General features: G+C 58.1%; 11 protein-coding genes. 5 read left to right on the plus strand and 6 right to left on the minus strand.

Annotated features, from left to right (window positions below; genetic code table 11):
• Positions 1 to 8: 8 nt before the first annotated feature.
• Entirely contained in the window at positions 9 to 1,262 is a 1,254-nt protein-coding gene (frc, locus tag ASD15_RS13165) for a formyl-CoA transferase (protein WP_057155443.1), read from the minus strand.
• A 38-nt stretch (positions 1,263 to 1,300) separates the two neighbouring features.
• On the minus strand, positions 1,301 to 3,013 hold the full coding sequence (gene oxc / locus ASD15_RS13170) for an oxalyl-CoA decarboxylase (RefSeq protein ID WP_057155444.1): 1,713 nt from the start codon (positions 3,011 to 3,013) through the stop codon (positions 1,301 to 1,303).
• A 146-nt stretch (positions 3,014 to 3,159) separates the two neighbouring features.
• Here oxc and ASD15_RS13175 point away from each other — a divergent pair, with 146 nt between their 5' ends.
• Together ASD15_RS13175 and ASD15_RS32320 are read left to right on the plus strand one after the other, a co-directional pair.
• Complete coding sequence (locus tag ASD15_RS13175) at positions 3,160 to 3,768, plus strand: Crp/Fnr family transcriptional regulator (protein ID WP_057155445.1); 609 nt, start codon at positions 3,160 to 3,162, stop codon at positions 3,766 to 3,768.
• A 223-nt stretch (positions 3,769 to 3,991) separates the two neighbouring features.
• Positions 3,992 to 4,153: a hypothetical protein gene (locus ASD15_RS32320; protein WP_157200932.1), complete on the plus strand. Its 162-nt coding sequence runs from the start codon at positions 3,992 to 3,994 to the stop codon at positions 4,151 to 4,153.
• A 56-nt stretch (positions 4,154 to 4,209) separates the two neighbouring features.
• Here the strand turns inward: ASD15_RS32320 and ASD15_RS13180 are convergent, their stop codons facing one another.
• From ASD15_RS13180 to ASD15_RS13195, 4 genes are all read right to left on the minus strand, one after another.
• Positions 4,210 to 5,223 (minus strand): 2-dehydropantoate 2-reductase, encoded by a 1,014-nt coding sequence (locus tag ASD15_RS13180; RefSeq protein WP_057155446.1) that lies wholly within the window; start codon positions 5,221 to 5,223, stop codon positions 4,210 to 4,212.
• A gap of 17 nt (positions 5,224 to 5,240) precedes the next feature.
• Positions 5,241 to 6,008, minus strand: a complete 768-nt coding sequence (locus ASD15_RS13185; protein ID WP_057155447.1) for a fumarylacetoacetate hydrolase family protein — start codon at positions 6,006 to 6,008, stop codon at positions 5,241 to 5,243.
• 66 nt (positions 6,009 to 6,074) lie between these two features.
• The gene (oxlT, locus tag ASD15_RS13190; protein WP_057155448.1) at positions 6,075 to 7,406 is read right to left on the minus strand and encodes an oxalate/formate MFS antiporter; all 1,332 of its coding nucleotides are present in this window, start codon (positions 7,404 to 7,406) and stop codon (positions 6,075 to 6,077) included.
• Positions 7,407 to 7,565: 159 nt separating this feature from the next.
• Entirely contained in the window at positions 7,566 to 7,931 is a 366-nt protein-coding gene (locus ASD15_RS13195) for a hypothetical protein (RefSeq protein ID WP_157200933.1), read from the minus strand.
• A 118-nt stretch (positions 7,932 to 8,049) separates the two neighbouring features.
• Between ASD15_RS13195 and ASD15_RS13200 the strand changes: the two genes are divergently transcribed.
• From ASD15_RS13200 to ASD15_RS13210, 3 genes are all read left to right on the plus strand, one after another.
• Entirely contained in the window at positions 8,050 to 8,976 is a 927-nt protein-coding gene (locus tag ASD15_RS13200) for a LysR family transcriptional regulator (RefSeq protein ID WP_057155450.1), read from the plus strand.
• Positions 8,977 to 9,218: 242 nt separating this feature from the next.
• Positions 9,219 to 10,157: a DUF1837 domain-containing protein gene (locus ASD15_RS13205; protein ID WP_057155451.1), complete on the plus strand. Its 939-nt coding sequence runs from the start codon at positions 9,219 to 9,221 to the stop codon at positions 10,155 to 10,157.
• A 3-nt stretch (positions 10,158 to 10,160) separates the two neighbouring features.
• A complete protein-coding gene (locus tag ASD15_RS13210) occupies positions 10,161 to 12,773 on the plus strand; it encodes a DEAD/DEAH box helicase (RefSeq protein ID WP_057155452.1) in 2,613 nt (870 codons plus the stop codon).
• The last annotated feature ends 18 nt before the right edge of the window (positions 12,774 to 12,791 follow it).

Below are 12,791 nucleotides of genomic sequence, written 5' to 3' on the forward strand. Positions count from 1 at the left end.
ACGTGACTTTATACGGCTTTGGCTTCGTGCAGCGCGGCGATTTCGCGCGAGCTGTAGCCCAGCGTTTCCAGCACCTCATTGGTGTGCTCGCCCAGCAGCGGGGAGCCGGTGATTTCCACTTTCAGGTCGGAGAACTTGATCGGGCTGCCCACGGTCAGGTACTTGCCGCGCTCCTTGTGGTCCACTTCGGCGATGGTGCCGCTGGCGCGCAGCGACTCGTCGTTGGCCAGTTCCTTCATCGTCATCACCGGCGCACAAGGAATGTCGAACTTGCGCAGGATGTTCACCGCTTCGAACTTGGTCTTGTCCGCCAGCCAGGCTTCGATGGTGCCGAAGATGTCGAAGATCTTGTCCTGGCGCGCCGAGGCGGTCATGTAGGCGGGATCGTCGATCCACTCCGGCTTGCCGATGGCGCGGCAGATTGGGGCCCACGCATGGCCCTGGATGGTGAAGTAGATGTAGGCGTTCTTGTCGGTTTCCCAGCCCTTGCACTTGAGCACCCAGCCCGGCTGGCCGCCGCCGCCGGCGTTGCCGCCGCGCGGCACCACGTCGGTGAAGCTGCCGTGCGGGTATTGCGGATACTCTTCCAGGTAGCCCACCCGGTCCAGGCGCTGCTGGTCGCGCAGCTTCACGCGACACAGGTTCAGCACGCTGTCCTGCATCGACACGGCCACCTTCTGGCCCTTGCCGCCGTTGCGGTTGCGCGCGTGCAGCGCGGTCAGGATGCCGATGGCCAGGTGCATGCCGGTGTTGCTGTCGCCCAGCGCGGCAGCGCTCACGGTGGGCGGGCCGTCGTCGAAGCCGGTGGTGGAGGCGGCGCCGCCGGCGCACTGCGCCACGTTCTCATAGACCTTCAAGTCTTCGTAGTGGTGGCCGTCGCTGAAGCCCTTCACGGACGCGACGATCATGCCCGGGTTCAGTTCCTTGATGTGCTCCCACGTAAAGCCCATGCGGTCCAGCGCGCCGGGGCCGAAGTTCTCCACCAGCACGTCCGACTGCTTGATCAGGCGCGTCAGCACTTCCTTGCCTTCGGCGGTCTTGGTGTCCAGGGTCAGCGACTTCTTATTGCTGTTCAACATGGTGAAGTACAGCGCATCCACCCCGGGAATGTCGCGCAACTGCGAGCGGGTGACATCGCCCGCGCCGGGGCGCTCGACCTTGATCACGTCGGCGCCATACCAGGCCAGCAGCTGGGTGCATGCAGGGCCCGCTTGCACGTGGGTGAAGTCGATGATCTTGATGCCTTCTAACGGTTTGGTCATGTTAAGTCTCCTGGTGTTGTTCGATGTTTGACGCGGATTTACTTCTTGCCTGCGGTGCTGGGATTCAGGTTGGTGAGGCGGCCGCTTTCGGTGCCGGCGGTTTCGTCGATGACGGCGTTGATCAGCGCCGGCTTGCCCGCCGCGATGGCCTCCGTCAGCGCCTTGGTCATTTCCTCCGGCGTGGTGACGTGGTAGCCGATGCCGCCGAACGCCTCAATCATCTTGTCGTAGCGGGCGTTCTTCACGAACACGGTGGGCGCCACATCCTTGCCGCCGGTAGGGTTTACGTCGGTGCCGCGATACACGCCGTTGTTGTTGAAGATGATGGTGGTGACGGGAAGCTCGTAGCGGCAGATGGTTTCCAGTTCCATGCCGGAGAAGCCGAACGCGCTGTCGCCTTCAATCGCCACCACCGGCTTGCCGCTGGTGACGGCCGCGCCGATGGCGAAGCCCATGCCGATGCCCATGATGCCCCAGGTGCCCGAGTCGAAACGCTTGCGCGGTTCGTACATGTCGATGATGCTGCGCGCGAAGTCGAGCGTGTTGGCGCCCTCGTTGACCACGTTGATGTCCGGCCGGGTTTTCAGCACGTCGCGGATGGAGCGCAGCGCGCTGTGGAAGTTCATCGGCGACGGATTTTGCGCCAGCATGGCGGCCATCTTGGTCAGGTTCTTGTCCTTGCGCTCGGCGATGGAACCGGTCCAGGCGGGATCGGGCTTGCCGTGGCCGCCGCTGCGGATGCCTTCCAGCAGCGCCGTCACGCAGGAGCCAATGTCGCCGATCACCGGCGCGGCGATGGCCACGTTGCTGTCGATTTCAGTCGGCGAAATATCGATCTGAATGAACTGCTTGGGCACGCCCCAGGTCTTGCCCTTGCCGTGCGCCAGCAGCCAGTTCAGGCGCGCACCGATCAGCACCACCACGTCCGCCTCGGCCAGCACGTAGGAGCGTGCGGCGGAAGCCGACTGCGCGTGCGTGTCCGGCAGCAGGCCCTTGGCCATCGACATCGGCAGGTAGGGAATGCCCGATTCCTCAACGAAGGCGCGGATGTCGGCGTCGGCCTGCGCGTAAGCGGCGCCTTTGCCCAGCAGGATCAGCGGCTTCTTGGCGCCCTGCAGCAGCGACAGCGCGCGCTGCACCGCGTCCGGCGCGGGGATCTGGCGCGGCGCGGCGTCCACCACTTTCACCAGCGAGCGGCGGCCGTGTTCGGCGTCGATCACCTGCGCCAGCAGCTGCGCCGGCAAGTCCAGGTACACGCCGCCCGGGCGGCCCGACACGGCGGCGCGAATGGCGCGCGCCACGCCGATGCCGATGTCCTCTGCCTTGTTGATGCGGTACGACGCTTTGGCGTAAGGCTTGGCCGCGTTCAGCTGATCCATTTCCTCGTAGTCGCCCTGCTGCAGGTCGACGATTTCGCGTTCGCTGGAACCGCTGATGAGGATCATCGGGAAGCAGTTGGTGGTGGCGTTGGCCAGCGCGGTCAGGCCGTTCAGGAAGCCCGGCGCGGACACCGTCAGGCAGATGCCCGGCTTCTGCGTCATGTAGCCTGCGATGGCGGCCGCGTTGCCAGCATGCTGCTCGTGGCGGAAACCGATAAACCGCATACCTTCAGCCTGCGCAAGGCGCGCCAGGTCGGTGATAGGGATGCCCACCAGGCCGAAGATGGTGTCGATATCGTTATGCTTGAGCGCATCCACTACCAGGTGGAAGCCATCGGTCGTTTCGTCAGACTGCGTGCTGTTGGTTGTCATGAGTGTCTCTTATATTTGGTTTAACAAAGGTGTTGAAGCCATCATAGCGACGCCCTTTGTTTTCTCTCATTGACCGCGGTCAAGATTCAAAGGAAGATGTCCAACATTTCCAGATCAGTAATCAGAACTAGGATCAGAGCAAGGTCATGACGCTGCTAGCCAATCACCCCGAACGCAACATCCTGCGCGTGCAACTGCGCCAGAACATCGTGCTGAAAGAACTGCGCGAAAGCGAGATGGCGGCCCTGGAGCCTTACCTCACCGTAGTGGACTACAACAAGGGCGACCTGCTGCTGAACCAGGGCGTGCACGAGATGGAGCAGTACTTCATCCTGGACGGCATCCTGAAGCGCGTGGTCACCAACCAGGAAGCCAAGGAGATGATCCTGCGCTTCGCCGCTGAGCGCGACATCGAAACCAGCTACGCGGCCTGGCGCCTGAAGACGCCCACGCCGTACAGCATCGTGTGCGTGACGAAAGCGCGCGTGGCCAAGCTGGCCATGCCGCAGTGGGTGGCGTTCTTGGAAAGCCACTCGCAGCTCAAGCAAAGCTTCGAATATGAGGTGATGCATTTGATGAGCGAGATCATGGGCCACACCATCACCCTGCATCTGCTGGACGCGCCGGGCCGCGTGCACCGCTTCGTGCGCAAGCACAGCGAAATGTTCGAGCGCTTGCCGAAGAAGCAACTCGCGGCCTACCTGAATTTATCACCGGAAACATTGAGCCGCCTGAAAAACCAGGGCAAGATTTAGCGCCTGTTTTAGCGCCTGTTGCGCCGCAGCGCAGCAAAAACTTGACCGCGGTCAAGAATCCCGAAAACAGATTTATCGCGTTTTCGTGGGTTTTTCATAGGCAATATTCATCAGATTGATACCTGTTATGCGCTGCCTCAATTGGCGGCGCGGTATCGGGCTGCCTATACTCATTTCATACCAACGCGGCGCCAACGATTTTTAACTTCATAGGGAATCAATCATGACCACCATTACCAATAAGCAAACCCATACTGCTGAACAAGCCCAGCCTTTCAGCCTGATGTTCATCATCGAGACCATCTTCGGCGTGCATCTGCGCGAACAGCTGGACGCCAACACCGCCGGCGACAAGAGCGACGCCAAGTACACCTGGGGCATGTAATCTGTGTGCAGTGCGGAAGGCAAAACGGACGTCCTTGTGGAACGTCCGTTTTTTTATCAGGCCGCCATTTTTTGTAGCCTGAGCTGCCCTCTCTCCTCGGTCATGGTCCGTTCCAGCAATTTGACCAGCGCATAGACCGCGTCAATATGAGGTGTGGCGGTATCGGTAAACCGCCCCAGTTCAACCACCGAGCCGACCAGCGCGTCGATTTCCGGCCCGCGTCCCGCCTCGACATCCATCAGCATCGACGTCTTGTGCCGCCCCACTTTCTCGGCGCCGGCAATCCGCTTGTCCAGCGTCACGCGGAACGTCACGCCCAGCTTGTTGGCAACCGCTTCCGCTTCCTTCATCATGTCCGCCGCCAGCGAGCGCGCCACCGGATACTGGCAGATGCCCTCCAGCGTGGCATGGCACAGCGCGCTGATCGGATTGAAGGTGAGGTTCCCCCACAGCTTCAGCCAGATCTCGGAACGGATGTTGTCCAGCACCGGCGCCTTGAAACCGGCCCTGGTGAAGCACTCCGAAATGGCCTGCACGCGCGGCGTGGTGGACCCATCCAGCTCGCCCAGCGGAAAGCGCTCGCCCTCCACATGCCGCACCACGCCGGGCGCCACCAGCTCCGAGGCCGGATAGACCACGCAGCCAATCACGCGCGACGGCGGGATGCGCACCGCCAGGCTGCCGTCCGGGTCCACGCTGTGCACCGTGCGCCCTTCCAGGTGGCCGCCGTGCTGGTGGAAGTACCAGTACGGTATGCCGTTCTGCATGGTGACCACGCAGGTGTCCGGCCCGAACAGCAGCGGCAGCTGGTCCGCCACCGCCGCCACCTGGTGCGCCTTCAGCGCCAGGATTACCACGTCCTGCGGCCCTGCTTCGGCGTAATCGTCGGTGGCCGCCACATTGGTGGCCACCTGTTCGCTGCCGTCATGCTCGATCAGCTTGATGCCCTTGTTGCGGATCGCCAGCAGATTGGCGCCCCGCACCAGAAACGTCACCTGCTCGCCTGCCAGGGCCAGCCTGGCCCCCACCAATCCTCCTATTGCCCCCGCCCCTACTATGGCGATTTTCATTTTCAGCTCCTTGGTTTTTACTCAAAACGGTTGCTGAGCTTTCCAATGCCGTCGATCTCCACCTCGACTATGCTCCCCGGCCGCATCGAACCGACGCCGACCGAGGTGCCGCACAGGAGGATGTCGCCCGGATCCAGCGTCATGTCCTTCGAAATCTTGCTCACCAGCTGAGCGGCGGAGAACACCATGTCGTTGATGGGGTAGTCCTGCCGCACTTCGCTGTTGAGGATGGTCCGCACCACCAGCATGGCGGGATCGAGGCCGGTGGCGATCACCGGGCCGAAAGGGCAGAAGGTGTCGAAACCCTTGGCCCGCACCCACTGCGGAAAGGTCGGATCACGCTTGATGATGTCGTTGACGGTGACATCATTGGCGCAGGTGTAGCCGAATATGTAGTCCGTGGCGTCGGCCTCGGACACGTTGAAACAGGTCTTGCCGATGACGATGGCCAGTTCGCCCTCGAAGGCCACCTTGTCCTCGCACAGCGGCTTGCGGATAGTGGCGCCGGGCGCCAGGTAAGAGTTCGGCGTTTTCAGCAGGTACAGCGGCTCCGGCGGCGGCTCGATGCCGAGCTTGCGGCCGAGCGCGTGGAAGTTGTTCCACATCGCCAGCACCTTGCCCGGTACCACAGGCGTGAGCAGTTTTACTTCGGACAGGTGCAGCGTGAAATCGGTGGGCGAAGGCGCGTCGAACATATCGCCCTGGTAGATGCGGATTTTGTCGCCTTCAACGGTACCGAAGCGCACCGTGTCGAAATGTTGAAAGCGCAGCCAGCGTTTGATCATGTTGTTCTCGCTTGTTCTTGCTTGCTCGATGGCGCCGGCCACATCGCCGGCGCCATCGATTGCTCGCTAGTTGGCCAACCGCGCAGCAGCGGCCAGGGACTTGTCATCCGCCTCGGCAACCGGCGTGACGGCGGTATCCATGAAGCGCTTGCGCATCGGACGCAGCACCCACCAGGCCATGAAGGCAGCCACCGCATTCAGGCCGCAGCCCACGAAGAACACCGCTTCCCAGCTGCCGGTGGCAGCCGTCAGGACGCTCGACAGCGGCACGAAGATCGAAGCCGTGCCCTTGGCCGTGTACAGCAGGCCGGCATTGCCCGCCGCGTTCTTGGTGCCGAAAGTATCGGCCGCAGTGGCAGGGAACAAGCTGTAGATCTCACCCCAGGCGAAGAACACCAGGCCGGTAAGGATGACGAACATGATAGGATCGCGGCCCCAGTAGTACAGCGCCAGGATGCCCACGGACTCCAACGCAAAGGCGATGAACATGGTCTTCTCGCGGCCAATCTGGTCCGACACCCAGCCGAAGAAGGGACGCGTCAGGCCATTCAGCACCCGGTCGATGGCCAGGGCGAACGTCAGCGCCGGCAGTATCATGCCCATGATGTTAAAGGTTACGCCGTCGATCTTGAAGTCCTTGGCGATCGGGCCCATTTGCGCGGTGGCCATCAGGCCGCCGGCAGCCACCAGTACGAACATGGTGTACATCACCCAGAACACCGGCTTGCGGATGATCTGCGACGGGCCGAAGTCCGCCTTGGACTGCTGCACCTTGGTCTGCTTCTGGATCTTGTTCGGCACGTGTGCCGGTGGACGCACCATCAGCAGCGCCAGCAGCATCACGATGGCGCCCTGGCCGATACCGAAGGTCAGGAAGGTCGCTTCGTAACCGCTTTTGGCGATCATCATCGAGATCGGGATGATGGTGGCCGCTGATCCGGCCCCGAATCCCGCCGCCGTCAAGCCGGCCGCCAGGCCCCTCCGATCCGGGAACCATTTCAGAGCCGAGCCCACGCAAGTGCCGTACACGGCGCCGGCGCCAACGCCGCTAATGGCCGCCGCGATGTAGAGCATGGTCAGCGAGTCGGCATAGGAGTTCATGATCCAGCCCAGCGCGCACAGCAAGCCGCCGAACAGCACCACGGGACGTGGTCCCCACTTGTCGACCGCCCAGCCTTCCACTGGCACCAGCCAGGTCTCGGTCAGGATGAAGATGGTAAAGGCAACCTGGATGGCGGCCTTGCTCCAGCCGTGTTTGTCGGCGATAGGATTTACAAACAGGGTCCAACCGTACTGCAGGTTGGCGATCATGGCCATACAGATAATGCCCATGATAAGTTGCAGCCAGCGGTACGAAGGAGGCCTGATCACCGGCGCAGTGTCATCGTCATGCTTCATTTCGTTATCTCCATATAATTATTTAGTTTGGACCGTGTCTGGTTGACCGTTGTCACGAGACGATTGTGGAAGAAGCAAAAACCGATATCCTTGACCGCGGTTAAGATTCGACATTCTTTCATTTTTTTCAAGCAAAAAATAGCAACGTTACACAGCCGCTCAAAAGCCCACTTCGCCGTGCCGAAGGTTGTGTTGAACGTTGTGTTGGACAGCGTGCTGCACGCTTTGCAGCTCCCCCTGCCGCACCTGCGCGCCAGCCCCGCCGCACCCCGCGCCGGCGGTCTCCAGGCAGCGCGCCATCACCTTCTGGATCGCGTTCACCAGGAACTCCGCGTCGTACACCTTCAGCATATGCGGATGGTGGTTCTCCACGTAGCGGCGCAGGTGCGAGCGCTGGCTCTCCACACCCATCTGGCCGGCGTAATCGCCGCTGCCCCAGAACCAGCGCAAACCCAGTTCGGCAAAGGCGGCGTTGTAAGCCTGGCGCTGCGCATCGGCCAGGTTGGCGGTATCGATCTGCATCATGGTCTGCTCCCCTTCTGTTGGAATAATGTCGGTTGACTAAGTCCATCGTAGGGCCTGACAATGATTAGTAATAGTTAAAGGTTTTTGGCATATCCATTCACGATACTGAATACATGGGATAACGATGAAACACGCCACCCTGCGCCAGCTCAAAGTGTTCGAAGCGGTGGCGCGCCACCTGAGCTTTTCGCGCGCCGCCGCCGAACTGCACCTGACGCAGCCGGCCGTATCAACCCAGATCAAGACGCTGGAAGGCCACGCGGGCCTGGAGTTGTTTGAGCAGATGGGTAAGAAGGTCTACCTCACGCCGGGCGGCGCCGAGCTGCTGTACCACAGCCGCGCCATCATCCAGCAGTTCCAGGAAGCCGAAGACGCGCTCACCCAGTTTCGCGGCATCGCCGGCGGCAAGCTGAATGTGGCGGTGATCAGCGCGGGCGACTACTTCTTCCCGCGCCTGATGGTGGAATTCGCCCGCCGCCATCCCGGCGTGAAGCTCAACCTCACGGTGCACAACCGCGCCGAGCTGCTGGAACGGCTCTCCAGCAACCAGACCGACCTGGCCGTGATGGTGCGCCCACCCCAGCAGGCCGACGCCGCGCACGCGGCCTTTGCGCCCCACCCTTACGTGATCGTGGCGCCGCCGCAGCATCCGCTGGCGGGCAAACGCCGCATTCCCGTCGAGCGCATCGTGCAGGAGCCGTTCGTGGTCCGCGAGCGCGGATCGGATACCTGGAATTCAATGGAGGACGGCTTCGGCGCCCACCTGGAGCGGCTGAACGTGGCGATGGAGATCCGCAGCACCGAGACCATCAAGCAGGCCGTTATCGCCGGCATGGGCGTGGCGTTCCTGTCGGCGCACACCATCAGCCAGGAGCTGAAGGCGGGCAGCCTGGTGGTGCTGGATGTGGCGGGATTTCCGGTGATGCTGAACTGGTACGTGGTGCATCGGAAGAACAAGCGCCTGCCGCCGGTTGCTCAGGCATTTAAGGACTTTCTGCTGAGCGATGGGGCGGTGCTAATTGAGAATTATCTTAACCCGGAATGATTTAGACCGTCATCGCCTAACGGGCGCGTTCTCCAAAAGGTACAGAGGGAGGTCCTGTCAAGAAGAGGATGCCGGCGTTTTCGAACTTGGACCATCTGCATCCTATTCTGCTGAGTTCCCGTCGATCATCAGCCAAGCCAAATGATAGGACGCCTTTGATATTATTAAGAAATACATTATAGTTGCTAAAATCTAGCAAAATCTGCGCAAATGCGCAGTCGACTTAGACCGGAGGCCATGCATTGACTATCACCGCAACTGATCTCGAGTCCGCGCTCACAGGAGATCCAGAAACGCTGGATGTCCATCTCACCCTAGTGCAGCGGAACATATCAATCGATGGCCATCTGGTCAAAATTCATTGCCACTGTCTTTCAGTAGATGGAAATGGCCGTGTCCAGCCCCATCGTCTGGCGGAATACATGCGCAACGCTGTCGCTAACTACGCTATTCCTCGATCAAAGCTTGATGCGGCGAAGGCTCGCGATATCAAGTTCAACAGTACAGAGGCCCTAGCCGAGCTAGTGGAACGAGCCAAACGGTCGTTTACCGATTTGGCCAAGACTGGCGAAGGCGGAGAAATGCTATTGTACCTTCTGGCAGAGCGATTTTTGAAATTGCCGCAAATTCTCTGCAAAATGGATTTGAAGACGGATTCTCGCATGCACTACCATGGTGCGGACGGCGTATATGCTGGCGTTACTGAAGAAGGAATTCTAAAACTATACTGGGGTGAGTCAAAAATATACGAGAACGCCGCTGATGCGATTCGGGAGTGCCTTAGGTCCCTCGCACCGTTCCTGATAGAATTAGATCACGAAGGTGCGGAAAGGGAGCGAGATCTTTTTCTGTTGAGCGACAAAGCAGATTTGAGCAATCCAGAGCTTACAGAAGCCCTTAGGAAGTACTTTGACAGGTCGTCCAGAATGTCGAAGCGCGTGAAATACTGTGGTGTTGCTCTAGTGGGCTTCGACGCTCCGTTTTACCCCAAACAAAGCGACCAAGCGGTAGCGGAGGAAATTGTTAAAGCATCCAACGTCGCCCTATCTGGCTGGAGTGCCAAGATCGGTGAACGACTCAAACTGGAGAAGCTGAATCAAATGGAGATTGAGTTCTTATGCATGCCCTTGCCGTCAGCCGAAGGGTTCCGCGAGGCATTCTTGGCAGCAATGGGAAACTAGGCAATGGATCTTGAAAATCTTCAGACTTGGCTTCTTAACGAAGGCATAAAAGATGACCTAAATGATATTACCTTACTAACCGTCCGCACTGAGATAGATAATTTATTACCCGACGAATCAACTCCACTTATCAGCTCGTTGGATTGGCCTCGACTAATATTCGCGGGCAGCATTCTTGCACGATCTAATCGACGTAACGATCAAGAAGCAGCGCTTCGAATTGCGACTGCGGCAATTTCGCTGGCCGACGATCTTTCACTGAGAGATGCTGGTGCAGTACTTCTCGGAAAGCTATCCAATTTCCGTGCAGTCGCCTTAGCTACCAATCGGCATATGCTGGCAGCTAATTTAGACAGCCGCTTGGGTATCGCCCTTGGTCTTGAAGCTCAACGCAGAGAAATAGAGCGATCTATCTTAGTCCAGTCAAGTGGGATCTGGCTACAGGTGAATGACTTTCAACAGCAGTTTTGGAATAATGCTACTGGCGAACAGTGGCTTTCCGCATCAGCGCCAACAGCTTCTGGCAAAACTTACCTAGTGCTTCAGTGGCTTATCGACCAAATGGTGACCGCAAGGGCGCAGGTAGCAGTCTATATAGCACCGACTCGCGCGCTTGTATCTGAAATAGAAGATAACCTCAAAGAGCTTGTTAATAAATTACCGCCTGGAACAGATCAAGTTGATGTGTCATCGCTGCCTTTTCCCGATATATATCGTACGGCAAAGTCAGGAAAAACTAGGGCAATTCTCGTCTTCACACAAGAGCGATTGCACTTGCTAGCAAATGTACTTGGGCCTGCATTCTCTATTGACTTACTAATTGTAGACGAGGCACACAAGATCGGTGATAACCAGCGTGGGGTAATTCTACAGGACGCAATAGAACGCGTAACTCGTGCGAATCCTAAGCTCAAAGCTGTTTTCATAAGTCCTGCGACCCAAAACCCGGAGGAACTACTTGCTGATGCACCGCTGGGCGTTCAAACTGTTGCTGTCAACAGTGACTCATCTACAGTTCTTCAGAACTTGATTACTGCAACTCAAGTTCCTCGAAAATCCAAACTGTGGGCGCTGAACCTAAAGCAGCAAGCATTAGATATTCCGCTCGGCACTCTACAACTTGCAAGTACGCCAGCAGGAATCAAGAAACGACTCGCATTCATTGCTGCGGCAGCAGGCGAAAGAGGGGGAACGCTGGTTTATGCAAACGGAGCAGGAGAAGCCGAAGAGGTAGCTGATTTAATCAGTCAACTGCTCCCAGCACCTGAATCCATTGACATCGAGAATGCTCAACTAGCAGAGCTCGCGCGAAAAGGTGTTCATCAAGGGTTCCGACTCGCCCCGCTGGTGGAACGTGGTGTCGCCTTTCACTATGGCAATATGCCTTCCTTGCTACGTCTTGAGATCGAACGGCTATTCCGTTCGGGGAAAATTCTTTTCCTCGTCTGTACCTCGACTCTAATTGAAGGTGTGAATTTATCTTGCCGCACCATCATTGTACGTGGGCCTCGTAAGGGTAAGGGTCATCCGATGGAGCCCCACGATTTCTGGAACTTGGCTGGCCGAGCTGGCCGATGGGGACACGAATTTCAAGGAAATATTATTTGTATAGACGCTGATAATAAGGATGCTTGGCCAAACGGAATTCCTAGTCGCGCACGTTACCCGATAAGACGGGAAAGCGATGTAGTTCTCGACCTGGGAGACGCGATAGTAGACTATCTTTCAAAGCGTAGCCAACCGGGCCTCTCCAGCAATGAGGAAAAAGAGCAATTTGAGCAGGTCGGCGCCTACTTACTTACAACCTTTATGCGACTCGGCTCCATAGCAAGCGCCAACATCGCAAAGCGGCACGATAAGACTTTAATCGCCAGACTCGATGAAGGCTTAGCAGTTTTGGCGCAGCAGATAGAAATCGATGTAGACCTCGCATCTCGGCACCCTGGAGTAAGCGCCGTCGGCCTTCAGCAGCTCCTCGACGCATTTCGAAATTATATTGGTGATGTGGAAAATTTACTGCCCGCAGAGGTTGCAAGTAATGACAGTTACGACCGGTTTGTAACGATTATGCGTCGAGTTAATGAACATTTGTTTGTCGCCTTCACCCCTGACTCCCGGATCAGACTATATGCTCTAGTTGTGGTCAAGTGGCTAAAGGGATTTAGCCTCGCTAGAATTATCGGCGATAGTATTGATTGGCACCAAGAAGTGGGCCGGGCATTTACTCTCCCGGAATTAATCCGCGACACGATGCAGCTTGTTGAGCAGATCGCACGGTTCAAAGCTCCGAAATACCTATCGGCCTATATGGATGTGCTGCACCTGCACTTACGAGAAGTCGGACGTGAAGATTTAATCGATGAGGGATTGGACATCGGAACACAGCTTGAATTTGGCGTTTCGTCTCGAACGCTGATTTCCCTTATGGAACTTGGGCTTTCACGCTTGAGCGCCGTAGCTCTCTATGAGAAGATTGCACGCGATGATATGAACAAAGATGAGTGCATCCAATGGATCTCTGACCGCGTGGATCACTTTACCTCAATGGGCATTCCCGCACTCATCATCCGTGAAGTGCGGGAACGCCTCACCCTGTCTAGCAACATCTCCACTTAACGCCACTTCGATCGGATA

The organism is Massilia sp. Root351 (assembly GCF_001425045.1).
Taxonomy (GTDB): domain Bacteria; phylum Pseudomonadota; class Gammaproteobacteria; order Burkholderiales; family Burkholderiaceae_D; genus Rugamonas.

Bases quoted from the DNA above. Each gene is read 5' to 3' on its own strand.
- ASD15_RS13195 (WP_157200933.1), bottom strand. From the start codon at position 7,931: ATGATGCAGATCGATACCGCCAACCTGGCCGATGCGCAGCGCCAGGCT.
- oxlT (WP_057155448.1), bottom strand. From the start codon at position 7,406: ATGAAGCATGACGATGACACTGCGCCGGTGATCAGGCCTCCTTCGTAC.
- ASD15_RS13185 (WP_057155447.1), bottom strand. From the start codon at position 6,008: ATGATCAAACGCTGGCTGCGCTTTCAACATTTCGACACGGTGCGCTTC.
- ASD15_RS13210 (WP_057155452.1), top strand. From the start codon at position 10,161: ATGGATCTTGAAAATCTTCAGACTTGGCTTCTTAACGAAGGCATAAAA.
- oxc (WP_057155444.1), bottom strand. From the start codon at position 3,013: ATGACAACCAACAGCACGCAGTCTGACGAAACGACCGATGGCTTCCAC.
- ASD15_RS13180 (WP_057155446.1), bottom strand. From the start codon at position 5,223: ATGAAAATCGCCATAGTAGGGGCGGGGGCAATAGGAGGATTGGTGGGG.
- frc (WP_057155443.1), bottom strand. From the start codon at position 1,262: ATGACCAAACCGTTAGAAGGCATCAAGATCATCGACTTCACCCACGTG.
- ASD15_RS32320 (WP_157200932.1), top strand. From the start codon at position 3,992: ATGACCACCATTACCAATAAGCAAACCCATACTGCTGAACAAGCCCAG.
- ASD15_RS13175 (WP_057155445.1), top strand. From the start codon at position 3,160: ATGACGCTGCTAGCCAATCACCCCGAACGCAACATCCTGCGCGTGCAA.